The 24,414-nt window shown below is 71.2% G+C and carries 24 protein-coding genes; 15 read left to right on the top strand and 9 right to left on the bottom strand.

Annotation, left to right across the window (positions count from 1 at the left end; genetic code table 11):
* Positions 1 to 180 precede the first annotated feature (180 nt).
* From OOK07_RS33935 to OOK07_RS33925, 3 genes are read left to right on the top strand one after another with little or no spacing between them, the layout of a single operon-like run.
* The gene (locus OOK07_RS33935; RefSeq protein ID WP_266800275.1) at positions 181 to 852 is read left to right on the top strand and encodes a DUF6230 family protein; all 672 of its coding nucleotides are present in this window, start codon (positions 181 to 183) and stop codon (positions 850 to 852) included.
* Positions 852 to 1,292, top strand: a complete 441-nt coding sequence (locus OOK07_RS33930; RefSeq protein ID WP_266800273.1) for a DUF6114 domain-containing protein — start codon at positions 852 to 854, stop codon at positions 1,290 to 1,292. The genes OOK07_RS33935 and OOK07_RS33930 overlap by 1 nt, the downstream gene beginning before the upstream one ends.
* A gap of 43 nt (positions 1,293 to 1,335) precedes the next feature.
* Complete coding sequence (locus OOK07_RS33925; protein ID WP_266800271.1) at positions 1,336 to 1,608, top strand: Lrp/AsnC family transcriptional regulator; 273 nt, start codon at positions 1,336 to 1,338, stop codon at positions 1,606 to 1,608.
* A 270-nt stretch (positions 1,609 to 1,878) separates the two neighbouring features.
* On the opposite strand, the gene OOK07_RS33920 is transcribed toward OOK07_RS33925, so the two are convergent.
* Positions 1,879 to 2,502, bottom strand: coding sequence for an MFS transporter (locus tag OOK07_RS33920; protein WP_266800269.1), 624 nt, complete (start codon positions 2,500 to 2,502; stop codon positions 1,879 to 1,881).
* 414 nt (positions 2,503 to 2,916) lie between these two features.
* On the opposite strand from OOK07_RS33920, the gene OOK07_RS33915 reads away from it, so the two are divergent.
* The 5 genes from OOK07_RS33915 (at position 2,917) to OOK07_RS33895 (ending at position 7,843) form a co-directional block, all read left to right on the top strand.
* Positions 2,917 to 3,924, top strand: a complete 1,008-nt coding sequence (locus tag OOK07_RS33915) for a substrate-binding domain-containing protein (RefSeq protein ID WP_266800267.1) — start codon at positions 2,917 to 2,919, stop codon at positions 3,922 to 3,924.
* A gap of 161 nt (positions 3,925 to 4,085) precedes the next feature.
* Positions 4,086 to 6,476 (top strand): sensor histidine kinase, encoded by a 2,391-nt coding sequence (locus tag OOK07_RS33910; RefSeq protein ID WP_266800265.1) that lies wholly within the window; start codon positions 4,086 to 4,088, stop codon positions 6,474 to 6,476.
* Positions 6,477 to 6,491: 15 nt separating this feature from the next.
* Positions 6,492 to 6,923, top strand: a complete 432-nt coding sequence (locus OOK07_RS33905) for a roadblock/LC7 domain-containing protein (RefSeq protein ID WP_266685633.1) — start codon at positions 6,492 to 6,494, stop codon at positions 6,921 to 6,923.
* 1 nt (position 6,924) lies between these two features.
* Positions 6,925 to 7,281: a DUF742 domain-containing protein gene (locus tag OOK07_RS33900; RefSeq protein ID WP_266685632.1), complete on the top strand. Its 357-nt coding sequence runs from the start codon at positions 6,925 to 6,927 to the stop codon at positions 7,279 to 7,281.
* Positions 7,268 to 7,843, top strand: a complete 576-nt coding sequence (locus tag OOK07_RS33895) for a GTP-binding protein (protein WP_266685631.1) — start codon at positions 7,268 to 7,270, stop codon at positions 7,841 to 7,843. The genes OOK07_RS33900 and OOK07_RS33895 overlap by 14 nt, the downstream gene beginning before the upstream one ends.
* Before the next feature lie 101 nt (positions 7,844 to 7,944).
* On the opposite strand, the gene OOK07_RS33890 is transcribed toward OOK07_RS33895, so the two are convergent.
* Positions 7,945 to 8,904, bottom strand: coding sequence for an ABC transporter substrate-binding protein (locus tag OOK07_RS33890; RefSeq protein WP_266800263.1), 960 nt, complete (start codon positions 8,902 to 8,904; stop codon positions 7,945 to 7,947).
* A gap of 349 nt (positions 8,905 to 9,253) precedes the next feature.
* On the opposite strand from OOK07_RS33890, the gene OOK07_RS33885 reads away from it, so the two are divergent.
* From OOK07_RS33885 to OOK07_RS33870, 4 genes are read left to right on the top strand one after another with little or no spacing between them, the layout of a single operon-like run.
* A complete protein-coding gene (locus OOK07_RS33885) occupies positions 9,254 to 12,235 on the top strand; it encodes an ATP-binding protein (protein WP_266800262.1) in 2,982 nt (993 codons plus the stop codon).
* On the top strand, positions 12,232 to 12,711 hold the full coding sequence (locus OOK07_RS33880; RefSeq protein ID WP_266685628.1) for a roadblock/LC7 domain-containing protein: 480 nt from the start codon (positions 12,232 to 12,234) through the stop codon (positions 12,709 to 12,711). The genes OOK07_RS33885 and OOK07_RS33880 overlap by 4 nt, the downstream gene beginning before the upstream one ends.
* 44 nt (positions 12,712 to 12,755) lie before the next feature.
* The gene (locus tag OOK07_RS33875; RefSeq protein ID WP_266685627.1) at positions 12,756 to 13,172 is read left to right on the top strand and encodes a DUF742 domain-containing protein; all 417 of its coding nucleotides are present in this window, start codon (positions 12,756 to 12,758) and stop codon (positions 13,170 to 13,172) included.
* Positions 13,159 to 13,797: a GTP-binding protein gene (locus OOK07_RS33870; RefSeq protein ID WP_405670520.1), complete on the top strand. Its 639-nt coding sequence runs from the start codon at positions 13,159 to 13,161 to the stop codon at positions 13,795 to 13,797. The genes OOK07_RS33875 and OOK07_RS33870 overlap by 14 nt, the downstream gene beginning before the upstream one ends.
* A 70-nt stretch (positions 13,798 to 13,867) precedes the next feature.
* On the opposite strand, the gene OOK07_RS33865 is transcribed toward OOK07_RS33870, so the two are convergent.
* The 6 genes from OOK07_RS33865 to OOK07_RS33840 all read right to left on the bottom strand — a co-directional run bounded on the left by OOK07_RS33865 (position 13,868) and on the right by OOK07_RS33840 (position 19,482).
* The gene (locus tag OOK07_RS33865; RefSeq protein WP_266523097.1) at positions 13,868 to 14,536 is read right to left on the bottom strand and encodes an ABC transporter permease; all 669 of its coding nucleotides are present in this window, start codon (positions 14,534 to 14,536) and stop codon (positions 13,868 to 13,870) included.
* Entirely contained in the window at positions 14,533 to 15,255 is a 723-nt protein-coding gene (locus OOK07_RS33860) for an ABC transporter permease (protein WP_266685626.1), read from the bottom strand. Before OOK07_RS33860 ends, OOK07_RS33865 begins: the two co-directional genes overlap by 4 nt.
* Positions 15,252 to 16,382: an ABC transporter ATP-binding protein gene (locus tag OOK07_RS33855; protein WP_266800260.1), complete on the bottom strand. Its 1,131-nt coding sequence runs from the start codon at positions 16,380 to 16,382 to the stop codon at positions 15,252 to 15,254. Before OOK07_RS33855 ends, OOK07_RS33860 begins: the two co-directional genes overlap by 4 nt.
* A gap of 320 nt (positions 16,383 to 16,702) precedes the next feature.
* A complete protein-coding gene (locus OOK07_RS33850; protein ID WP_266800258.1) occupies positions 16,703 to 17,443 on the bottom strand; it encodes an FAD:protein FMN transferase in 741 nt (246 codons plus the stop codon).
* 4 nt (positions 17,444 to 17,447) lie between these two features.
* Entirely contained in the window at positions 17,448 to 18,134 is a 687-nt protein-coding gene (locus tag OOK07_RS33845; protein WP_266685622.1) for an FMN-binding protein, read from the bottom strand.
* Positions 18,135 to 18,144: 10 nt separating this feature from the next.
* A complete protein-coding gene (locus tag OOK07_RS33840; protein ID WP_266685621.1) occupies positions 18,145 to 19,482 on the bottom strand; it encodes a ferredoxin reductase family protein in 1,338 nt (445 codons plus the stop codon).
* 92 nt (positions 19,483 to 19,574) lie between these two features.
* On the opposite strand from OOK07_RS33840, the gene OOK07_RS33835 reads away from it, so the two are divergent.
* The 3 genes from OOK07_RS33835 to OOK07_RS33825 all read left to right on the top strand — a co-directional run bounded on the left by OOK07_RS33835 (position 19,575) and on the right by OOK07_RS33825 (position 22,880).
* Positions 19,575 to 20,333, top strand: coding sequence for a response regulator transcription factor (locus OOK07_RS33835; protein ID WP_266685619.1), 759 nt, complete (start codon positions 19,575 to 19,577; stop codon positions 20,331 to 20,333).
* Positions 20,330 to 21,784: a sensor histidine kinase gene (locus OOK07_RS33830; protein ID WP_266800257.1), complete on the top strand. Its 1,455-nt coding sequence runs from the start codon at positions 20,330 to 20,332 to the stop codon at positions 21,782 to 21,784. Before OOK07_RS33835 ends, OOK07_RS33830 begins: the two co-directional genes overlap by 4 nt.
* Positions 21,785 to 21,878: 94 nt before the next feature.
* Positions 21,879 to 22,880: an NAD-dependent epimerase/dehydratase family protein gene (locus OOK07_RS33825; RefSeq protein ID WP_266800255.1), complete on the top strand. Its 1,002-nt coding sequence runs from the start codon at positions 21,879 to 21,881 to the stop codon at positions 22,878 to 22,880.
* 417 nt (positions 22,881 to 23,297) lie between these two features.
* Here the strand turns inward: OOK07_RS33825 and OOK07_RS33820 are convergent, their stop codons facing one another.
* The gene (locus tag OOK07_RS33820) at positions 23,298 to 24,410 is read right to left on the bottom strand and encodes a sensor histidine kinase (protein WP_266685616.1); all 1,113 of its coding nucleotides are present in this window, start codon (positions 24,408 to 24,410) and stop codon (positions 23,298 to 23,300) included.
* Positions 24,411 to 24,414 lie beyond the last annotated feature (4 nt).

Here is a 24,414-nt window from a genome sequence, read left to right as displayed (position 1 = left end):
ACAACTCCCTTGACCCTTAAATGTAACCACGGGTAACTTCCTCGTCGGCTACTGCGGAGTACGAGAAAGCCCTTGCGCCCGCCGGGAGTTGCGAGGAGCCGTGCGCCGTAGTCCGCTGTCCGCGCCAGGACAACGTGCCGCTGATGCCCAACCCCGCAATGACTATGCATGGGAGCAGAAATGGCCACGTCCTCGGACGTCACCTCGTCCGCCGACCACACCCCGGGGAATCCCGAAAGCGGTTCCGCACCCGAGCCCGCCAGACGCGGGCGGGTCCGGCTGCGCCGTGCCGCCGTGATGGCTGTGCCGGCCGTGACGGTCGCTGCCGGCCTCGCGATCATGACCGCCGAGGGCGCGCTGGGGGTGCAGTTCTCGATCTCCGGCATGCCGTTCACGGTCACCGCCAAGTCGCTCGACGGCACCGGATTCGAGCAGTTCGGCGACCTCGACAGCATGATCCCGGACAGCCCGAACGCGGGCGACACCGGTGGTCAGGTGCTGATCGTCACCTCCGCCATGAAGAACGCGACGCTGGACAGCCTGTGCCAGAGCGTCGATTTGGGCGGCACGAACCTGCTCATCAAGGCGGGCAGCGGCTCGTCGAAGGTCAAGGCGAGCAACCTGACCACCGACTCGACCGAGCTGACGGGCGACGCGTCCTTCAACAACATCGAGATCGGCAACGACGCCAGCACGCTCACCAAGGCCGGGGTCAAGGGCAAGGCGGGCGTCTTCAGCCAGCAGGCCGACACCGTGCACATCGACAACCTGCGGCAGACCAACTACGCGACCACAGCGGCTGTGTTCAAGCTTCCGGGCCTGAAACTCAGCTTCAGCGACTCGGGTTGCTGATGTCGGTCTCCCCGAGACAAGGCGTGCGGCCCGCTTTCCGTCATTGGCGGGCCCGCCGTCCGTTCCTGGGCGGGCTGCTGCTCGCCCTGGGCGGGGCGGAGATCCTGCTCACCGAGAAGGCCTCGCTGAAGGTCATCATGCACATCGGCATGCAGGGCCTGGCCGGCTACCTGCTGCCCACCGTCATGCTGCTGTGCGGCCTGCTGATCCTCTTCAGCCCGGCTCAACGCCTGTTCTACTCGATCATCGGCGTCCTGTGCTCCCTGGGCAGCTGGCTCACCTCGAACCTCGGCGGCTTCTTCATCGGCCTGCTCCTGGGAGTCGTCGGCAGCTGCCTCGCCTTCGGCTGGCTGCCGGACCAGGAGCCGCGCCGCGGCCGCCGGCAACGGCGCGAGGAAGCGCCGGCGGCGAAGGACGTACCGGAAGCGGTGGAGCTGTAGCGGCGCCGGTCCGGGCCACGGGAAGAAGCTGAAGCATGCGTCCATGCCGGACGACCTGGACCGCGCGCTGATCCACGCGCCGCACATCGACGGGCCCGCGCCCTTCAGCCGGATCGCCACCGCGCTCGACGTCTCGCCGCAGACGGTCGCCCGACGTACCGGCGGCTGCGTACGGGGGCGTCGTCGCGGGTCGTGGGACTGCCGGACCCGGATCGGGCGGGGCGAACGCAGTGGCTCGTCCGGCTCACCGTGGCGGCGGGGTCCGCACAGGACGTGGCGCAGGCCCTGGTGCGCCGTCGGGACACGTCATGGGTGAAGCGGTACGGAGATCATGTCGGCCATCCACACGCGGACGGACTCGGATGCGGGCAACTCCCTCCTCCTGCGCGGCATTCCATGCACCGTCAGCATCACCGCGGTGTCCGCGCACCGTCTGCTGCACACCTGTCCGGGCGGTCCGACGAACTGGCGCCGGAGCACGAACACAGCGCACCTGACAGGGTCCCCTCCTGGGCTGCGCTCCCGGGTCCCCGCTTCGGCCCGAACCGCCTCGTCCTCAGCCGCCGGACGGGCTGAAAGATCAGAATCAGCCCCTCCGGCGTCCGCCCATCACTCGGCTCGCCGCATGGCTGACCGCCACCAGTGCGACCGCCGCCCACCTCGCCGGACGGGCCGCATGGAGGGCCGATGACACGCCGTCAGGCCGGGGGCTGCTCAGGTAGACGCTGCCCAGGACGGCGACCCTCAGCGTGGCGCCCCACTGCTGGACCGCGTTCAGCAGGCCCGCGGCCGAGCCGGCCTCCTGGGGCTGGAGCGGCTTCAGCGCGAGGGTGAAGAAGGCGGGATGAACAGGCCCACGCCGAGTCCCGACGACGGCGAGGGCGGGCAGCAGCAGCGTCGGAACGGAGTCCGCGCCCGCCGTGCCGTACACCGCGATCGCGGACAGGGCACCCAGCAGCAGCGCGAGGCCTACGGACATCAGTCGTGCCCCGTACCGCCCGACCAGGTACGCGCCTGCGGTCCAGGACGCGACCGCCAGGCCCACCGACCAGGGAGCCGGTGCCAGGCCCGCCGTCAACACATCTGCGTCCAGGCCCAGTCGGAGCTGGGGCACGATGACCGTCATCAGGCCGTTGGTGGCTGCGAAGAAGGACGTGGACGTCACCAACGCGGCCGGGAAGCCCCGGTGGGCGAACAGGCTCGGCTCCACCAGCGGGCTGCGCCCGACGGCGGCCCCCTGCGCTGGTGCACCGCGAACAGCGACATCAGGCACAACCCGGCGGCGACGAGCACCTGAGGCCCCCAGCCGCAGCCCCGAGGGGGAGGATTTCCTCCATCGATGCCGCTCGCGATCGCGATTCCCACACGCGGGCCGACGCCCGGCGGTGACCGCTGCGGCTCAAGTGGTTTGCGTCGCCCGCCAGCCGACCAGGCTGGAGGCATCATCACGATGTGGCACCGACAACTCACTCAAGGTTGCTGATCACTTGACTACCGGCGGTCACACACGATTGGCTCCGGCCAGCGAGATTTTCCCGGACGCTGTACGAAGTACCGGACGTCGTTCGGGGCCGCTCTCTCGCCGTTCCGCTTGCTCGGCCGCACAGCGAGGTACCGCACCCTCATGAACACTCCTCCCCCACCTCCCCTCCCCCGCCGACGCGTGCGCCTCGCCGCCCTGGCCGCGGTCGTCTGTCTGCTCGCGGCCGGCTGCTCCGGATCCGGCGGCAGCGACTCCACCGCGGACACCGTCGGCAGGGCGGGCGGCGGCCGTCTCAAGGTCGCCCTGGTCACGCACGCCTCGGACGGCGACACCTTCTGGAACCTGGTGCGCAAAGGCGCCGAGGCGGCCGCCGAGAAGGACGGAATCGACCTGACGTATGCCAACGACCCCGACTCGGCGGGGCAGGCCGAGCTGGTGCGGGACGCGGTCCGGCAGAAGGTCGACGGCATCGCGCTGACCCTCGCCAAGCCGCAGGCGATGAAGGGTCCGGTGGCCGCGGCCAAGGCGGCGGCGATACCCGTGGCCGGCCTCAACTCGGGCATCGACTCCTGGCGGTCCGAGGGAATCCTGGAGTTCTTCGGCGAGGACGAGAGCCTGGCCGGCCGGGCGGTCGGCGACAAGCTGGACGGCCTCAGGGCCAAGCACGCACTGTGCGTCATCCACGAACGCGGCAACGTCGGCCTGGAGGCCCGCTGCGCCGGTGTGAAGAAGACCTTCGACGGCAGCACCGAGAACCTCTACGTCGAGGGCACCGACGCGAACGCGACCGGCGCCGCCATCACCGCCAGGCTGCGGCAGGACCCGACGATCGACGAAGTGGTCACGCTCGGTGCCCAATTCGCGCTGACCGCGGTGAAGTCGGTGAGACAGTCCGGCAGCAGGGCCCGGGTCGCCACCTTCGACCTGAACCAGGAGCTGGTGAAAGCGGTCGAGAGCGGTGACGTGCAGTTCGCCGTAGATCAACAGCCGTATCTGCAGGGCTATCTCGCGGTGGACGCGCTGTGGCTGTACCGGACCAACGGCAACGTCAGCGGCGGCGGTGTGTCCCCCGTGCTCACCGGCCCGGCGTTCGTGACCAGGACGAACGTGGCCTCGGTGGCCAGGTTCGCGGCACGCGGCACGCGCTGACCCGGACACGGCACAACAGTTCGTACACCGACGTCTCGAAAGATTCGGAGACCTGTGGCGCGTGCGGTCACTTGTACGGATAGCATCCTGTGCACCCCTTCTCTCCCCGCTCCCGCCCCCGGTGTTCTCCCCCTTTCTTCCGCTGATCGCCTAGGACCACGATGTCTGAACGGACAGGTGCCCGGCGCCGTCTCGGCTCCATACGTCTCTCCCTGATCCTGCTGGCCCTGGTGCCCGGCGTCACCCTCGCCACCATGTGGGGCATCACGACCAAGCAGATGTTCGACGAGGGGCTACGACTGCGCGGTCAGACCCAGCTGAGCCGGTCGACCGGCGCCATGGGCACCGACGCGACGCTCGCGCTGCAGCAGGAGCGCACTCTGTCGGCGGCCTGGCTGGCCGACCCGCACGGCTCCCGGGCCGCACTGCAGGCGCAGCGCGAGGAGACCGACAAGGCGGTCGCGAAGCTGGTCGGACAGACCGACGCGATCAACAAGGCACCCGCGCGCATCTCGGACCGGCTGTACTCCGTTCTCGGTTCGGTCGGCAGCCTGGAGTACTACCGGGGCCAGGTGGACGACCCCACCGACATCACCGCCGCGCAGGCGCTGGGCCAGTACAGCTCGATCATCGACGACCAGATCCACGCCTTCCAGGAGCTCTCCCAGGTCGACGACGGCGACCTCACCTCGCAGGCCGGCCCGCTGGTCGCCCTGGAGCACGCGGCGGAGCTGGTCTCCCAGGAGGACGCGCAGCTCACCATGGCCTGGCCGTCCGGGCATCTGGGCGAGAAGGATTGGAGCGCGTTCGCCCAGCTGGTCGACACCCGGCGCTGGCTCGTCCAGGACCAGATCGTCCCCGCGCTGAGCGGCAGCGCCAAGACGCAGACCGCGCGGATTCTGCAGAGCCCGGAGTGGCAGACCCTGCAGGGCATCGAGGACCAGGTGCTCGCTGGCCGGCCGTCAGCCACCGACGGCAGGGTCGCGCTGCCCGACGCGCAGAGGCGCAGGGCGTGGGCCGCCGCGTTCGACAAGGTCGGCGACCAGTACGCGCGGCTGATCGACGGCCAGACGTCCGCTCTGCTCGACGACAGCGCCGACAAGGCCGACAACCTGCTGCTCACCGCCGCCTCGCTCAGCGCGGGCGGGCTGATCGCCCTGCTGCTGTGCGTGGGCATGTCCTGGCGGATCACCCGCTCCCTGTCCCGGCGGCTGCGCGGCCTCAGGGAGGCCACCCTGAGCCTGGCCGAGGAACGGCTGCCGGACGTCGTGGCCCGCCTCGACCGGGGCGAGACGGTCGACGCGGACCTCGCGGCCCCGCCGCTGGACTACGGCGGTGACGAACTCGGGCAGGTGGCACGGGCGTTCAACAAGGCGCAGCGCACGGCGGTGCACACCGCGGTCGAACTCGCCGACACCCGGCGCGGTTTCCAGAAGGTCATCCTGGGCATCGCCCGGCAGAGCCAGAACCTGATCAACCTGCAGCTCACCAAGCTCGACGCGCTGGAGCGCCGGCACTCCGACCCGGACGTCCTGAGCGGCCTGTACGAACTGGACTCCACGGCCAGCCAGTTGCGCCGCTACGAGGAGAACCTGGTCATCATCAGCGGCGAGCAGCCCAGGCGCAGCTGGCGTGAGCCGGTCGCGCTGGTCGACATCCTGCGCAGCGCCGTCGGCGAGGTCGCCGAGTACCAGCGGGTCGAGGTGCACACCGACGAGGACGTGTATGTGGCGCCGCCCGCGGTGGCCGACGTGATCCACCTGCTGGCCGAGCTGATCGACAACGCGACCGTGTACTCGCCCGCGCCTGCCCCCGTCGCGGTGCGCGCCGCACTGGTGGCCAAGGGCCTGGCCGTGGAGGTCGAGGACCGCGGTCTCGGCATGTCCGAGGAGGACTACGCCTCCTTCAACGCCCAGTTGGCGGTGGAGCCGCAGTTCGACGTGGTGGCGCTGGCCGACGACCTCAGGCTCGGCATGTTCGTGATCGCCCGCCTCGCCACCCGGCACGGCATCGCGGTCACACTGCGCCCGTCGCCGTACGGCGGCACGACGGCGATCGTGCTGCTCCCGCACGAGATCGTCGTACGGGAGTCGCCGGCGGCCGGCGACTCCTCCGCTGCGGCGGAGCCGGCCACCGGGGAGCAGCCCGCGGAGCCCGTGCGGGAGCCGGGCCCAGCCGCCCCCGCCCGCACCGTCCCCGCTCCCGCTCCCACCCTCGCGTCCTCGGCCCGGCGCGAAGGTGTCGCCCCGCTCCCGCGCCGCGTGCCCCAGACCAGTCTGGCCGTCGAACTGCGCGAGGAACCCGCCGGTGACGAACACAACGGCCACGCCGAGGAGTTCACCGCGGAACGGGCCGCGGCCTCGCTCGCCGGTTTCCAGCGGGGCACGCTCCGGGCGCGGGACGACGACGCGGAGAAGCAGAACGACCAGGAGGAAGCACCCGTGTCTCGGGAACCGGATGCGCACCTCCCCACCGAAGGCACCACCTCCCCCGCTCTCGACCGCGCCAGAGCGGGGGGACCCCCGTCCTCGACACCGCCCGCCGACCGCTGACGAAGGAACACCGCCATGACACGCCCCATCCCCGCCACCCACACCCAGCTCGACCAGCTGCTGACCGGACTCGTCGAGCGGGTCGCCGAGGTGAACCACGCCGTCGTGCTCTCCGAGGACGGACTGGTCGTCAGCAGGTCCACCGGGTTCCTGCGCGACGACGCCGAGCGGCTGGCGGCTACCGCGTCGGGGCTGATGAGCCTGAGCAAGGGCGTCAGCATGGACTTCCGCGGCGGCCCGGTGCGCCAGGCGCTGATCGAGATGGCGCACGGCTATCTGATACTGACCTCGGCCGGCCCGGGCGCCCACCTTGTCGTCCTCACCAGCCAGGGCGCGGACGTGGGCGTGGTGGCGTACCAGATGAACATGCTGGTGAAGAAGATCGGCGAGCACCTCAGCGCGGCGCCGCGGGCGGGCCTCGGCCCGACCGCCGAGTCCGGCGCGTGAGGTGAGCTCTGGCGACACGGCAGGCCGTCTTGTACGACTGTTCGCACTGACCGGCGGACGTACCCGGCCCAGCCGCGCCGACTTCACGCTCATCACGACGGTGACCGCGGTGGACCCGCCGCCGACCTCGGCCACCCGCCCGCAGCCTGAGCACCAGCGCATCCTGCGCCGCTGCGGCGAGCCGATCGCCGTCGCGGAACTCGCCGCGCTGCTGGACCTGCCGGTGAGCGTGGTGGTGATCATGCTCTGCGATCTCCTGGAGACGGGCCGCATCACCGCCCGCCCTCCGCACCCCGTCTCCTGCAATCCGGATCCGGACCTGCTGCAGAAAGTGAGGGACGGCCTTGACCGGCTCTGACGCCATCACCCGGGCGGCGCCCGACACGGTGAAGATACTCATCGCCGGGGGCTTCGGCGTCGGCAAGACCACCATGGTCGGCTCGGTCAGCGAAATCGCCCCGCTGCGCACGGAGGAACGCCTGACCGCGGCCGGCCTCGGCGTCGACGACGTCGACGGCATCGAGGAGAAGCAGGCCACCACCGTGGCCCTGGACTTCGGCCGCATCACCGTCAGCCGCGACCTGGTCCTCTATCTCTTCGGCACCCCCGGCCAGCAGCGGTTCTGGTTCATGTGGAACGACCTCGCCCTGGGCGCCCTCGGCGCGGTCGTCCTCATCGACGTGCGCCGCCCGGACACCAGCTTCGCGGCCATCGACTTCTTCGAACGCCGGGGCATCCCCTTCGTCGTCGGCGTCAACGGCTTCTACGGCGACCATCCCTACCCGCCCGACGAGATCCGCGAGGCCCTCGCCCTCCCGGACCACGTCCAGGTCCTGCTGTGCGACGCGCGCGAGCGGGAGTCGTCGCGGGACGTGCTGATCGCTCTGATCGACCAGTTGATCGCAGCCCAGCAGGGCTGAACCGGTTCCTGACACCGAGCAGGGCAACGACGGCGCGGGTGCCCCCTCTCACGGAGGGGGCACCCGCGCCGGTGTGCCGGAGATCGTCCAGGGACGTCGGATCAGCCGAGGCCCACCGTCTTCAGCCAGGCCTTGGCGACGTCCAGCGGGTCCTTGCTCTCCAGCTGCACCTGGGAGTCCAGGTCCTGCATGGCCTTGGTGTCGAGCTTGGCGGAGACCGCGTTCAGTGCGGCGACGCCCTCCGAGGACAGACCGCTCTTGTAGACCAGCGGCTGCACGTTCTCGAAGCCGAAGAGGTTCTTCGGGTCCTGGAGGACGACGTGCTTCTCCTTGAGGATGGTCGGGTCGGTGGTGAAGAGGTCCGCGGCCTGCACGGTGTTCTTCGTCAGCGCCGCCTGGGTCAGCGGACCGCCCGCGTCCAGCGGCTTGAAGCTCTCGAAGTCCAGGCCGTACACGGACTTCAGGCCCACCAGGCCCTGCTGCCGGGTCTGGAACTCCGGCGAGGCGCCTATGGTCAGGTCCTTCGCGATGTCCTTGAGGTCCGCGATGCTGGACTGGGCGGTCAGCTTGTACTTGTCGGCCGTGGCCTTGTTCAGCGTGACCGAGTCCTTGTTCTGCGCGGACGCGGGGTCGAGGAGCGTCAGCTTGGAGTCCAGCTTGGCCTCGATCGCGGCCGTCGTGGCCTCGACCGTCTTCGGCGTCGACTTGGGGTCGAGGTAGGCCAGCAGCGCGCCGTTGTACTCGGGCAGCACGGTGATGGAGCCGTTCTTCAGCAGCCCGTACGTGGTCTCGCGGCTGCCGATGTTCGGCTTGTAGGTGACCTTGACTCCCTTGGCCTTCAGGGCCTCGCCGTAGATGTCGGCGATCAGGATGCTCTCGGCGAAGTTGTTCGATCCGACGACCACGGTCTTGCCGTCGGACTTCCCTCCCTGGAGCGGGTCGGAGGACTTGTTGCCGTCGGAGGAGCCACATCCCGCCAGCAGGGCCGTGGTCGCGACGAGCGCGACGGCCGCCGCGGAATAGCTCCTGATGGACCTGGGGCGTGGGGCTTTGGAAGTCACGATTCCCGTTCCGGACTCTGGGGACAGATGAGAAGCAATCTCTGACACTGATCCAATCCAGCGCGTTCTTATTCAGTCAAGAGCAGCCGGGTCACCAATTGGCCTCAATGCGTGATCAGTTGTGAATTCAGTGTGAACAGAAGGGAACGGATCCGGGGTCGCTTTGTAACGGATTCTTGACGCAGGGCGACGTGCTTGATCGTTCAATGAGGCGGTAGTCTCACCGCAGTTGACGTCGGTCATAGCGGTACACGGGGGCCGCTCGGTGTCATCGCGCCACCGTTTTCAGCGATCAGAATCGGTCATCCGCGTGCTCGCGCGCGATGAGACCCCCCATGAAGGAGGCCCGGTGTCCACGACCGAGGTGGACGCGCCGGCCCGGCCGGCCCCGTCGCCACTCAGGGGTGGCATACGAGGCTTCGCCGACCGATGGCCCTTCCGGCGCAAGCTGAACCTCCTGGTCGGCGTACCCCTGGCCGTCGTGGCCACGCTGCTCTCCTACCTCATCGCCGACCAGGTGGGCCAGGCGCGGGACGCGGCGTCCGCGGCTGACCTGGTGCGCAACAGCGAGCAGGTGGCGTCGCTGGTCAACGAGGTGGAGAGCGAGCACCAGCTGGCGGTCCTGCTCTCCGTGCGCTACGAGGCCGGAGGCCGCGGTGTCAGGTCCACCCTCTCCGCCTACCGCAAGTCCCAGGACGCGGTCGACGCGCGGATCGCGAAGGTGCGCGACGCCTTCGGCGACGCCCTGCCGGACGGCGAGGCGCAGGCGCTGAAGGAGGTCGAGGGCCTCACCAGCCTGCGCGGGACGGTCGAGCAGAGCTATCTGCCCGCGACCAACATCGACCCCGCCTACGACAACGCCACCAGGACCGTGATCGACGGTCTCGGCCTGGACCGCAACGCGGAGCTGGCCGCCACCTTCACCGGCAACCTGCTGGACTCCCTGCTGCGCGCCGACGCCGCGCACGGCTCCTTCGAGACCGGCGTGTTCTCCGCGACGACCGGCGACACCAACGCGCTGATCGAGTTCACCACCGCCGTGGGCGCGTACCAGCTCTACATGAGCCAGTCCGAGCGCTTCGCCCGCTTCGGCACCGAGCAGCAGGCAGACGAACTCGCCGGCATCGAGCACACCAGCTACCAGCGGGCCATCACCGAGGCCTACGCCGAGCTCCAGGTCGCTCCCAGCACCCTGCAGGCGACCACGCCGGCGGAGATCAAGGCCGCCTTCCAGCAGGCTCTGAACGACTACCCCGCCTATCCGCAGCAGGCGGAGAGCCGGCTGAAGATCACCTCGTCGCTCATCCACCAGATCGCCGACGGTGCCGACAGCGCGTCGACGAGCGCCTGGTGGCGCGCGGGCCTGCTGCTGGCCGCGGCCCTGCTCGGGTTCGTCCTCTGGCTCGCCTTCTCGGTGCTGGTGCGCCGCTCGGTCGTGCGGCCGGTGCAGGCGCTCACCGGCGCCGCCCAGGAGGTCGCCGACGTGGCGGGGCGCGAGCTGGCGCGGGTGGCCGACGACGACGCCGAGGACGACAGCGCGCCGAAGCTGCGCGAGATGCCGGTCACCGCGCGCGACGAGATCGGCGAGCTGGCCGAGGTGATCAACCGGGTGCAGACCACCGCGGTCGCCCTGCTGGAGCGGCAGGTGCTCAGCCGCCGCAACATCGCCGAGATGTTCGGCAACGTCGGCCGCCGCGTCAGCAACCTGACGGCCCGTCAACTCGCGTTGATCGACGCGGTGGAGCGCGGCGAGACCGACCCCGCGCTGCTGGAGCGCCTCTACTCGATCGACCACATCGCCGTCCGTCTGCGCCGCAACGCCGACAGTCTGATGCTGCTCGCCGGCATCCGCGAGACGGTCCTCGACTCCGGCCCCACGGCCCTCACCAACGTCGTACGCGCCGCGCTCGGCCAGATCGAGGGCTTCCAGCGGGTGCGGCTGCACGCCCGCACCGAGGTCATGGTGGAGCCCGACATCATCGGCGACCTGACGCTGATGGTGGCCGAGCTCCTGGAGAACGCCGTGTCGTTCTCGCCCGAGGGCAGCCCGGTCGAGGTGTACGTGCGCGACACCTCCGGCGCGGACACGATGCATGCCGGCGGCGCGTCCATCGTGGTCTCCGACCACGGCCTGGGCATGAGCCCCGAGCGGCTCGCCGAGGAGAACGCGCGACTGATCCGCCGCGAGCGGCTGGACGTGGTGCCGACGAAGGTGCTCGGCCTGTTCGTGGTCGGCAGCCTTGCGCGCCGCTGGGACATCGCCGTCGAACTGTCCCGCACGCCGGGCGGCGGTATGACGGCGGAGGTGACGGTGCCGTCGTCGCTGCTGCTGGCGATGAGCCCGATGGCCGTCTCCGCCGGCCCCGCGGCCGGGAGGCGCTCCGAGCTTCCCGGCCCGACGGGTCCCGCGGGAGGTGCGGACGGCTCGGCCGGCTTCGCGTTCTCGGCGGGCGCGTACGACAACCCGGCCGACCTCGCCGAGCCCGCCGGTTCCACGGGGCGGAAGGCGGCAAGTTGGGGTGCCGGCGCCGACCGTTTTGGTGCTTCGCCGCTGACCGGGCCCGTCTCCGGGCCCCGGCCGTCCGCCACCGGCGAGGAGGCCACCGGGTGGCCGCACGACACCGGCCTCGACGGCCGGCCCAGCCCGCTCCCGCGCCGGGTGCCCCGCCGGGAGACCCCCGCGGACCCACCATCCACGGGCCCGGCCACGAGCACGGACGCGACAACCCCCGTCGCGACACCGGACCCGGCGCCGGCACGCGCCGGCACCACCACGGGCCCGGCCCCGGAAGCCCGCGGCACCACCGCGCGCCGGACACCGACAACGGCCGATGCCGCCGCGGGCCCGACCCCGGAAACCCCCGGCGCCGTCGCGGGTGCCGGCTTCGGTGGGGTGTCAGGGGCCGGGGCGACCCCCTTCGTGCCGCAAGCTCGTGCCGAGGCCGCCGCGGGTCCGAGTCACGGTCGGTCCGGCGATTCAGCCCCCGCCGGGCAGAACGGGCTTGCCGAACCGGTATCGTCTTCCCAGGTCCGGCCAGGTGCGACAACGCCGTCCGCCCAGGCCGGGACCGCTCCGGCTCCCCCCGGAGACGACTCCCCCCGACCTCTGCGCCGCCGCGTCCGCGGTGCCACGCTCCGTACGACCGTCGACGCCGGCCAGCAGGCGGCACGGCAGGCCCCGCGGCTCGCCGACGCTGCTGCCGTGCGGGACGCGCTGGACGAGTTCGAGGCGGCCGTGGAGCGGGCACACCGCGACAGCGGTGCCGGCCACCGGCCCGCGACCAATGACCCGCATGACCAGAACCACCTCCCGGAAGGAGCCGAGCAGTGAGCACGTCGACAAGTGACACTCCCCCCAGGGGAGCCACCACGCCGGCCGAACTGCAGGCCGCTGCAGCCGACTTCAACTGGCTGCTCAACCGTTTCGCCACGGAGACCGCCGGCGTCGTGGACGCCATCGCGGTCTCCTCCGACGGGCTGCTCATCGCCGTGGCGGAACTGCACGAGCGCGCCCACTCGGAGCGCCTTGCCGCGATCGTCTCCGGGATCACCAGCCTGGCCGCCGGAGCATCCGGCAACTACGGCCTCGGCGGGCTCAACAAGGTCATCATCGACCTTGAGGGCGGACATGTCATCGTCTCCGCGATCGGCAGCGGCGCGGTCCTCGGCGTGGTCGCCGACAAGGAGGCGAAGCTCGGCAACATCGCCTACGAGATGACGCTGTTCGCCAACCGGGCCGGCAGCGCGCTCAACCCCCAGCTCGTGCTCCAGCTCAAGAACAGCGTCGGCGCGGCGTCGGCACGCTGACCGGTCGCCGCTGTCAGGCCCGGTCGAGGAGGAAGACGTAACCCATGGCGGACGGCACCCCACCTCCGGGCCCGGACCCGGTCGGTCCCGCCCCCGCCGTACGGCCCTTCCTGGTCACCGCCGGCCGGGTGGCACCGACGGCGTCCGGCCGGCCGGTGCCGGTCGAGACCCAGGTGGTGGCCACCGCCGATGGTCTCGCCGTGCTCGACGAGCTCGCCTTCGAGCACCACGACATCGTCGCCGCCTGCAGGCAGCCGCAGTCCATCGCGGAACTCGCGGCCCGGCTGCGGCTCCATCTCAACGTCGTACGGGTCCTCGCCGAGGACCTGCGCGCCACCGGGCATCTGGCGGTGCACGTGCCCGATTCCGGCGTCACGCACGACGCCTCCGTCCTGCGCAGGGTGATCGAGGCCCTGCGCGCCATCCCCGACTCCCAAGGGGTACTGCGTGACTCCGACTGAACCGGCCGGCGCCTCGCCCACGCGCGAGCCGAGGCGCGCGGGAGGGACCCCCACGGCCGCCCCGGTGGCCGTCGTACCACCGCCGCTGCCGGTCAAGATGGTGATCGCGGGCGGTTTCGGCGTGGGCAAGACCACCACCGTCGGCTCGATCTCCGAGATCGAGCCGCTGACCACCGAGGCCGCCATCACGGAGGTCGCGGCGGGCGTGGACGACCTCAGCCACACCCCGCGCAAGACCACGACCACCGTGGCGATGGACTTCGGCTGCATCACCATCGACCCGACCCTGAAGCTGTACCTGTTCGGCACGCCCGGCCAGGAGCGGTTCGGGTTCATGTGGGACGACATCGTGGAGGGCGCGGTCGGCGGCCTCGTCATCGTGGACACCCGCCGCCTCGACGACTGCTACGCCGCCGTCGACTACTTCGAGCACCGGCAGATCCCGTTCGCCGTCGCCGTCAACGCCTTCGACGGGAAGGTCGAGCACGCCCTCGACGAGGTCCGCTGGGCGCTCGACGTCGCCGAGCGCGTCCCGCTGATCGTGTTCGACGCCCGGGAGCGCGGCTCGGTGCGGGACGCCCTGCTCGTCGTACTGGAACTGGCTCTGGCCCGCACGGAGAGCTGAGGCCGGCCGGCATGCGAGCGGGCCCGGGGCGGATGGAGGATCCGCCCCGGGCCCGCGGCCTTCGGAGGGGTCAGTTGCCCCGGCGCACCCCCGGCGACACAGTGAACCGCGCCACCGCCCAGAAGAAGCCGAGCGTCACCAGGGCGAGGACGGCCACCAGGGTCGCTCCGCCCACCACCTTCTCGTAGTTGCGCTGGTAGAGGCCGTCGACGATGTACCGGCCGAGCCCGCCGAGCGAGACGTACGCGGCGATGGTGGCCGTCGAGACGATCTGGATGGCTGCCGAGCGCAGGCCGCTGAGGATCAGCGGGAGCGCGACCGGCAGTTCGACCTGGAAGAGGACCCTCGACTCGGCCATGCCCATGCCCCGGGCCGCGTCCACCGGGGACGGGTCGACGGTGCGCACCGCCTCGTAGGTGGTGACGAGGATCGGCGGGACGGCGAGGACGACCAGCGGGATCATCACCGGGGTCAGACCGAGCCCGAGCAGCACGAACATCAGCACCAGCAGGCCGAAGCTGGGCAGGGCGCGCCCCGCGGTGGCGACGAAGGCCACGGTGTTGCCGCCACGTCCGGTGTGACCCGTGAGCAGGCCGACCGGCAGGCCGATGGCGGCGGCGATGGCGAGCGCGATCAGCGAGTACTGGACGTGTTCGCGCAGCCGGGTGGGGATGCCGTCGTAGCCGTGCCAGTGGGCGTTCTCGCTGAAGAAGGCGTTGATGAAGTGGAGTACGTTCATCGGACTGCGTCCTCCAGTGCGGCGGCGGCCGGTACGGGCCGTGCCTCGGGCTCGTCGACGGGGCGGGCCTTGCGGCTGCCGCGCGGCATCCAGGGCGTCACCAGCACCCGGACGAGGACCAGCAGGGCGTCCGCGAGGATCGCGAGGACGGCCGAGCCGATCACCGAGAGCCAGACCAGGCGCGGCTGGTGGTAGATCATGCCGTCGTTGAGGAGGTTGCCGAGTCCGCCCTGATTGCCGATCAGCATGCCGACGCTGACGAGGGAGATGCTGGAGACGGTCGCGACCCGGAGCCCGGCGATGATCGCGGGTGCCGCGATCGGCAACTGGACCTGGAAGTACCGGCGTACGGGGCCGAGGCCCATGGCGGTCGCCGCGTCGAGCGTCTCCTGCGGCACGGACCGGACACCGTCGACGATCGCCGGGACGAACACCACGAGGCTGTAGACGCCCAGCGGGATCATCACGGTCAGCTCGCTCTGGCCGGTGTAGTCGATGAGGACGACGAAGAACGCCAGCGAGGGGACCGCGTACAGGATCGTCGTCACCCACAGCACGGGCGGGTACAGCCAGCGCAGCCGCACGCACAACTGGGCGATGGGCAGCGCCGCCAGAAGCCCGCACACGACCGGGACCAGGGCCAGGCGCAGATGCAGTGCGACCAGGCCCCAGTACGTGTTCTGCAGGTCGCTCGGGATGTGGAAGAAGCCGCCGTTCATCCGGCGGCCCTCTCGTCTGCGCGGCCCTGGGCGTGGGCCGTGCGGATCGCCTCGCCGATGGTCTGCTGCGAGACGACACCGGCGACCCGGCCGTCGGCGCCCACCGCGACGGCCCACCCGGTGGGCGAGAGCACGGCGCAGTCGAGAGCGGCGCGCAGCGACTCCTCGCCCTGCCGGAACGGCCGTCCGAAGGGCAGCAGTCGCGCGGGGTCGACGGCGCCCGAGGTCAGCGCCGCAGGCTCGCTCCAGCCGAGCGGCTTGCCGGCCACGTCGGTGACGAGCAGGTAGGGCACGTCGTTCGCGCTGCGTTCGGCGATCTGCTCGGCGGTCGCGTCGACGGCCACGATCGGGGTGGTGAGCAGGCCGAGGCCCGCGGAGGAGAAGAAGGAGAGCCGCCGGATGCCGCGGTCCGCGCCGAGGAAGTCCTCCACGAAGTCGTCCGCCGGGTCGGACAGCAGCTCGGCGGGCGGCGCGAACTGGGCGAGGTGACCGCCGGTGCGCATCACGGCGACCATTGTGCCGATCTTCACCGCCTCGTCGATGTCGTGCGTGACGAAGACGATGGTCTTGCCCAACTCGTCCTGTATTCGCAGGAGTTCGTCCTGGAGCCCCTTGCGCACCACGGGGTCGACGGCGGAGAACGGCTCGTCCATCAGCAGGACCGGCGGATCCGCGGCGAGCGCCCGCGCGACACCGACGCGCTGCTGCTGGCCGCCGGAGAGCTGGTACGGGTACCGCTTGGCGAGCGCGCCGTCGAGCCCGACCCGCTCCATCAACTCCCGCGCCCTCGACCGCGCCTTGTCCTTGTTCCAGCCGAGCAGGCGGGGCACGGTCGCGATGTTGTCGATGATCGTGCGGTGCTGGAAGAGACCGGCGTTCTGGATGACGTAACCCATGGACCGGCGCAACGTGTTGACCGGCTGCTGGGTGACGTCCTTGCCGTCGAGGGTGATCGTGCCCTCGCTCGGCTCGATCATCCGGTTGATCATGCGCAGCGTCGTCGTCTTGCCGCAGCCCGACGGACCGACGAAGACGGTGATCGAGCGGTCGGGTATCTCCAGGGAGAGGTTGTCGACCGCGACCGTACCGTCGGGGTACCGCTTGGTGACTGAATCTATCCGTATCAAAACGCCGAATACCCTTCGGGTGTGGCAGAGGCCGACCGCACTGGGGCCGCACTGGGGCCTCGGTCGCGGGCCGTTGGAGGCAGAGTCTAGACCGCCAGAGTTTCGGGGCCACGACCAGAGCTTGGCGGAATCCGTTCGTCCCCGGACTGTGGCCGACCTGTGAGTTCCCCGATTCTCACCCTCTGCCCAAGCGCGGGCGGACCGCCGGAATCCCCGGACGGCGCCCGCCCTTTTCTGCGGTTCGGCAGCGCCCTTGAAGGGGCGCGGGCCCCGCTGCGATGGAGGTGTCGCCCCGCTCGACAGAAGTCGGGCTGGGGGAGTCAGGCAGCCCTCGCGGATCCCCCGGCGACCGGAAACCCCTCCGTTCGCAGCACATGCCCCCCGGCGTCCACGGCGAACACCTCGCAGCCCGGCAGCGTGGCGGCCCACTCGACGCCCTTCACGCCCATCGCGAAGGCCGCCGTCGCGACCGAGTCCGCCTCGGTCAGGGTGGCGGCCACGACGGTCAGGCTGAGGAGCCCGGCCGCCGGGAGGCCGGTGCGGCCGTCGATGATGTGGTCGCCGCGTTCGTAGCGCGCTGAGGTCGCCACCGCCCCGTCGGTGAGTTCGAGGACGGTGCAGAGCTTGTCGGCGTGCTCGGGGTGCCGTACGCCGACCCGCCAGGGTCCGCCGGCGGCGGCCACGTCACCGCCGGCGTTCAGGACGAACCTCTTCGCGCCGGCCGCCTTCAGCAGCTCCGCCGCCCGCTGCACCGACCATCCCTTGACCACTGCGCAGGGGTCGAGGCGCCGGCCGGGCAGACGTACGTCGAAGGCGCCGCCGGTCGCGGTCCGGTAGTGCTCGCACAGGTCGAGGATCTCGACGAGGTCGTCGCTGAGCTGGTGCGACCCCAGCTCGCGCCGGTCGTAGCGGGACACCTCGCTGTCCGGCTTGAACGGGCTGAAGCGGGCGTCGACCTCGCGCAGCCACGCGAAGACCGCGTCGCCGGCCGACTCCGGAACGTGCTCGTCGTCGACCCTGAGGGAGACGGGGAAGCCCATGACGTGTTCGACGCGGTGCATCGGATCACTCCTGCGAGTCGATCGCGGCCTGCAGGGACTTCCTGTAGGCGCCGCTGGTGATGGTCGCACCGGACACCGTGTCGATGTCCGCGCTCTGCGCCTTCAGCGTCTCCGCGACCAGCTTGGGCACCGCGGCCGTCGTCTGCGGATGGTTCGGCTGCTGCAGCATCCTCACGGCGGTGATCTCGTCGGCCCCGTCGAAGGTGACCTGGATCTGCACGGGGCCCTTGGAGGTGTTCACGGTCGGACCCGACACGGTCTCCCCGGAGGCGGAGGAGGCGGAGCCGGAAGAAGACGTGGACGCCTTCGGGTTCGCGTGGTTCGCGTCGATCGCGGCCTGGAGGGACTTCCTGTAGGCGCCGCTGGTGATGGTCGCACCGGACACCGTGTCGATGTCCGCGCTCTGCGCCTTCAGCGTCTCCGCGACCAGCTTGGGCACCGCGGCCGTCGTCTGCGGATGGTTCGGCTGCTGCAGCATCCTCACGGCGGTGATCCTGTCGCCGTCGAAGGTGACCTGGACCTGCACGGGGCCCTTTTCCGTCTTGACCGTCGTGCCCTTGACGCCGGTGGCGGAGGAGGAGCCCGAGGACGAGGAGGCGGGGGGCGTCGTTACGGGAGTCGACGGCTCGTAGCGCCAGACGGGGACGAGGCCCGCGATGCTCAGGACGACGACAGGTATGGCTCGCTTCACGATGTCTCTCTCATCCCGCCAGGCTGAAACGCTCGAAGTGGATCTGCTGCTTGGGCACGCCCAGGTCACCCAGGGTCCGCAGCACCGCGTTCATCATCGGCGGCGGTCCGCACAGGAAGACGTCCCGGTCACCGATGTCCGGCACCAGCTGCCTCAGCTCGCGCGGCGCCAGCTTGTCCGGGACCGACGGGCCGGTGACCAGGTGCAGCTCGGCGCCCTTGGCGAGGGCGAGGTCGCGCAGTTCGTCGTAGAGGACGGCGTCGCGGTCGGAGGCGACCCGGTAGATGACGACGGCGTGGCCCTCCAGGTCCTCCAGCAGGGCGCGGATGGGGGTCACGCCCACGCCGCCCGCGATGAGCACCGACTCGGACTTCGTGCGGTGCAGCGCGGTGAAGGCGCCGTAGGGGCCCTCGGCGAAGACGCGGGTGCCGGCCTTGATGTGCCGCAGGGCGGCGCTGCCGTCGCCGGCCGCCTTGGCGGTGAGGCGCAGGGTGCGGCCGTCGGGGGCGGCGGACAGGGAGAAGGGGTTCGCCTGCCACCAGCGGTCCCGGGTGAGGAACCGCCACAGGAAGAACTGGCCGGCCTGCGCGGGCAGCCTGTCGAGGTCGCGGCCGGTGATGTGGACCGAGACGACGTTGTCGGACTCGGGGACGACTGCCGAGACCCGGAACTGGTGGCGGGTGTTGCGCCACAGCGGCAGCACGAGCCGGCCCAGGACGACCGCTCCGAGGGCCACGCCCCACACCCCGTACCAGTACGCCTTCGCGGTGGCCGACGAGGTGAAGGTCGTACCGACCGCGACCTGGTGCGTGAAGGCGAGCACCACGGCGACGTAGGTGTAGAGGTGGATGAAGTGCCAGGTCTCGTAGGCGAGGCGGCGGCGGGCGTAGCGGGCCGAGACGGCGCCGACCACGAGGATGATGCCGAACGCGACGATCGCGCGGAACACGCCCTCGGTGGTCTCGGCGAGGTCGACCAGCTCGGTGACCGGGCCGACGCCGGCCCCGTTCGCGTACCCGAAGGTGATGAAGACGACGTGCGCGAGCAGCGTCCACAGCAGGGCGAATCCGGTCCAGCGGTGCCAGGAGGTCAGCCGGTCCATGCCGATGCGGCGGTCGAGCCAGGGCAGCCGGGCGACCAGAACCAGCTGGAAGGCCATGACGAGGGCCCCGTACAGGCCGAAGAGACGGCCGATGACGATCAGCGCGTTGGAGGCGAAGCCCGCCTCGGCGAAGAAGTAGGCGACCACGGCCGCGTTGGCGGCGAGCACGGCGTAAAGGCCCGTGCGGGCCACCACCCTGGGGCGTATCGCCGTGGGGGGCGCAGGGGGTGATTGGACGGTCGTCACGGACGGCAGCTCCTTGATCGGGTCCTGGGTAACCCGAGCTTGGCTGGCGGGAGCTGTCGAGAACCTGTCGGACTACTTACAAGTCCTTATCGATGTGCCCGCTGCGAACCCCGCGCCATGGCGTCACCAGCCGCGTGACGCACTATGAGCGGGTGGAAAAAGTACGCATCCTCGTCGTGGACGACGACCCGCCCATCGCCGATCTCGTCGCGACCGTCGCCCGTTACGAGGGCTGGGACGCGGCCACCGCGAACTCCGGTGAGGAGGCGTTGCGGCTGGCCGGCGAGTTCCGCCCGGACATCGTGGTGCTCGACCTGATGCTGCCCGACCTGGACGGCTTCGGCGTGCTCGACCGGCTGCGGCGCTCCGGGACGATGGTGCCGGTGGTGTTCCTGACCGCGCGGGACGGCGTCGCCGACCGGGTGGCGGGGCTGACCCGGGGCGGCGACGACTACCTCGTCAAGCCGTTCGCGGTGGAGGAGCTGATGGCGCGGCTGCGGACGGTGCTGCGGCGCAGCGCCGGGCCGTCCTTCCAGCGGTCGGTGCTGCGGGTGGCGGACCTGACGATGGACGAGGACACCCGCGAGGTGCGGCGCGGCGACAAGCTGCTCACGCTCACCCCCACCGAGTACGAGGTGCTGCGCTTCCTGATGCGCAAGTCGCCGACCGTGATGACCAAGGCGCAGATCCTCGACCACGTGTGGGAGTACGGCTTCGGGGGCCGCTCGAACGTCGTCGAGCTGGTCGTCAGCCGGCTGCGCCGCAAGCTGGACGGTCCCGACGACGGCACCACGCCGCTGATCCAGACGGTACGGGGCTTCGGGTACGTCATCCGGCAGGCCGCCGAGTGACCGGCAGGCTCCTGCGGTCGTACCGGCGGCTGCGGCTCGGCACCCGGCTGGCGCTGGGGCTCGGGGTGCTCGCCCTGGTGGTGTTCGCGGTCGTCGGCACGTCCCTGACGACCTATATGCGGGACTATCTGTCGAACCAGCTCGACGACCAGCTGGGTCTCGCCCAGGTCGCCCAGTCCAAGAACGTCGCGGAGACCGGCACGCTCCAGGGCAAGAAGTACTGGGGCTGGTACTACGCGGTGTACGACGTGTCGGGCGGCGCCGCCGTGCTCCGCAAGCCCGAGGAGACAGGCGACCTCCCGAAGGACATCGCCCCCCTGACGTCCCTGGCCAGGGCGCAGGAGAGCACGGACACCGAGACAGTGCGTACCGCGACCCTCACCGGCGACGGCGACTACCGGCTGCGCGCCTGCGAGGTGAAGCCCGGCGTGGTGCTGGTCAGCGGGGCGCCGATGGCCGACATCGACGACACGGTACGCCGGCTGATCACGGTGCAGGTGGTCGCCTTCGGGCTCGCGCTGCTGGCGCTGGTGGTGTTCGGCCGGCGGTTGCTGCGCCGGGGCCTGAACCCGCTGAGCGACATGGCGTCCACCGCCCACGGCATCACCTCGCACGATCTGACCGAGTCGGCGGCCCGGCTGCCGCTGCGCGCCGACAAGCGGGGCGGCGGCCCGGAGATAGAGGAGCTGCGCCTCGCGTTCAACACGATGCTGGAGCACATCGACGACTCCCTCGCCGTGCGCGCGGAGGCCGAGCAGCGGTTGCGGCGGTTCGTGGCGGACGCCTCGCACGAACTCCGTACACCCCTGATGTCCGTAAGGGGCTACGCGGACCTCTTCCAGTACGCCGCCGCCAACGCCCCCGAGGAACGCGACAGGCACCTGGCCCGGTTGCGCGCCGAGGCCGCCCGGATGGGCGTGCTCCTGGACGACCTGCTGCTGCTCGCCCGGCTGGACGCGGCGGAGGTGGAGGCCCCGCTGCGGATGCAGGACGCGGATCTGGTGGAGCTGGTCGGCGAGGCGGCCGCCGCGTTCCGGGCGAGCCATCCGGACCGCCCGCTGACGGTGACGTCCGGCCCGGCCGCGCTGCGACTGCGCGTGGACCCGCATCGCGTCCGGCAGGTCCTGGACAACCTGCTCACCAACGCGGCCGTGCACACCCCGGCCGGTACGCGGGTGTCGGTGGCGGTCGCGCTGGAGCGGGACACGGCCGTGGTGCGCGTCGAGGACGCCGGGCCCGGCATCCCGCCCGCCGACCGGGAACGGGTCTTCGACCGCTTCTACCGTGTCGACAAGGCCCGCAGCCGCGACCGCGGGGGCAGCGGACTCGGTCTCGCGGTCGCCGGCTCCCTGATCTGCGCCCACGGCGGCACGATCGAGCTGGACAGTGAGCCGGGATCGACGGTGTTCACGGTGACGCTGCCGCTGCGGGGCAGGGCCCGGGAGTCCTGACGACGCCTCAGGACGGCCGGGAAGGTCTTACGGACCGGTGACGTGCCGGGCGCGGCCCCCTCGGTCCGCCGGTTCGCGGCCGTAGCGTGAGCGCATGCGTGTACTGGTCACCGGCGGTGCCGGATTCATCGGGTCCCAGATCGTGACGGCACTGTCGGCCCGCGGGCACGAGCCCGTCGTCTACGACGTCCGCGCCGATCCGGCATCGGACGTGCGCAACCCGGGCTCTGTGCGCGACGCCCTGTCGGGTGTGGACGCCGTGTGCCACCAGGCGGCGATGGTCGGCCTGGGAGAGGGCTTCGCGGACGCCGCCGAGTACGTCTCGCACAACGACCTCGGTACGGCCGTACTGCTCACGGCCATGGCCGAGGCGGGCGTACGACGGCTCGTGCTTGCCGGGTCCATGGTGGTGTACGGGGAGGGCCGCTACCGCTGTGCCCGGCACGGGGTCGTGCGGCCGGGTCCGCGGGCTGTGGCCGACCTGGACGCGGGCCGCTTCGAACCGCCGTGCCCCGTGTGCGGCGCGGCCCTGGCCCCGGGTCTGGTCGCGGAGGACGCCCCGGTCGACCCGCGCAACGTGTACGCGACGACCAAGCTCGCCCAGGAGCACCTGGCGGCGGCGTGGGCCCGCGCCACGGACGGCTTTGCCGTCTCGCTGCGCTACCACAACGTGTACGGGCCGGGCATGCCCCGTGACACCCCGTACGCCGGCGTCGCCTCCTTCTTCCGCTCGGCCCTGGCCCGCGGCGAGTCCCCGCGGGTCTTCGAAGACGGGTGCCAGCGGCGGGACTTCATCCATGTACGGGACGTTGCGGCGGCCAACGTGGCGGCGCTGGAGGCGAGTTCGCGCGAGGGCACGCTGACGGCGTACAACACCGGCAGCGGCGAACCGCACACGGTCGGCGAGATGGCCCGGGAACTGGCGCAGGCGTACGGCGGCCCGGAGCCGGTCGTCACCGGGGAGTACCGCCTGGGCGACGTACGGCACATCACGGCGGACTCGGCGCTCCTGCGGGCCGAGTCGGGATGGAAGCCGGAGGTCGGCTTCGAGGAGGGGATGCGGGAGTTCGCGCGCGCGGGGATGCGGAACCCGTAGGCCCCCATGGACTGGTGGTGCTGCCCGCAATCACGAAGCGGCAGCGGGCAGCACCGCCTTCAAACGGCAGCCGCCGGGGACGTTCCGTACGGTGGCCGTGCCCTGGTGGGCCTGCACGATGCCCCGCACGACGACGAACCCGCCCCGGACACGAGCAACACAGCCCCCGCCGAAACCCGCCGGACCGGCGACGCGCCCGCACACACGAAGCGTCAGCGGGCGGCAACACCTTCAAACGGCAACCACCGGGGCATTCCACACGGCCGACCGCACCCCGATATGCCCCCACGAACCTGCCCCCCACGACGAACCCGCCCCGCCTCCACGTAGGCGAAACACACGCCCGCCGCGGATACGAGCAACACAGCACAGCCCCGCCCCCGGCGGAAACCCGCCGGACCGGCGACGCGCCCGCGTTCACGATGCGGCAGCGGGCAGCACCACCTCGAAACGGCAGCCGCCGGGGACGTTCCGTACGGTGGCCGTGCCCTGGTGGGCCTCCACGATGCCCCGCACGATGGCAAGCCCGAGTCCCGCCCCCGCAGGAGGGGTTCGGGCGTGCGTGCCGCGCCAGCCGGTGTCGAAGACGCGCGGGAGGTCCTCGTCCGGGATGCCGCCGCAGCCGTCCGTGACGGACAGGACGACGCCTTCGGGCGAACGCTCGGCGGCCACCGCGACCGTGCCGTCGGCCGGGGTCCGCCGGATCGCGTTGACCAGCAGATTGCCCAGCACCCGGCTCATCTCCTTGCCGTCCACCTCGACCGGCAACGGCTCGACCCGGTATCCGACCAGCCGTACGCCGTTCTCGCGCGCCAGCGGGTCGGCGCCCGCGAGCGCGTCGCCGACGAGGTCGTACAGGGAGATCCGGCTCGGGCTCAGCGCCAGCGCTCCCGCGTGGATACGGGAGAGTTCGAAGAGGTCGCCGACCATGCCGTTCAGGCGCTCCACCTCCGTACGGATCTGTCTGAGATAGCGGTCGGGGTCGGCGGCGACGCCGTCCTCCAGGGCCTCCGACATCGCGCGCAGGCCGGCCAGCGGAGTGCGCAGGTCGTGGGAGATCCAGGCGACCAGCTCACGGCGGGAGGCCTCCAGGGCGCGTTCGCGTTCCCTGGACTCGGCGAGTTTGGTGCTGGTGGCCTCCAACTCGCGGCTCAGGGCGGAGAGTTCGGCGGTGGCGGGGCCGTCGGGCGAGGTGAAGTCGCCGCCGTCGCCGAAGGAGCGGGCGGCGAGGGTGAGGGCGAGGCTGCGTGCGGCGACCCAGCGGCCCAGGAGCAGCGCGGTGGCAAGGGAGACCACGGCGGCCATCGCGACGACGGTCGTGACGACCTTCAGGTCGTGCCCGGACAGGAACATGGCCTGCGCGACCGCGAGGGTGCCCGCGAGCATCGCGGAGACGGCGACGGCGGCGACCACGCCGAGGTGCAGGGCGAGCGAGCGGCGCCGGATCAGCAGCAGCACACAGGCGCCGAGCAGTCCGGCCGCGGCCGCGCCGAGGAAGGCGAACAGGGCGATGAGGAGGTTGTCGCGCATGGCC

Origin of the sequence: Streptomyces sp. NBC_00078, assembly GCF_026343335.1 — a bacterium.
GTDB lineage: Bacteria > Actinomycetota > Actinomycetes > Streptomycetales > Streptomycetaceae > Streptomyces.
Note: the sequence above shows the minus strand (reverse complement) of the source record. Positions and strands in the feature narration are given on the sequence as shown.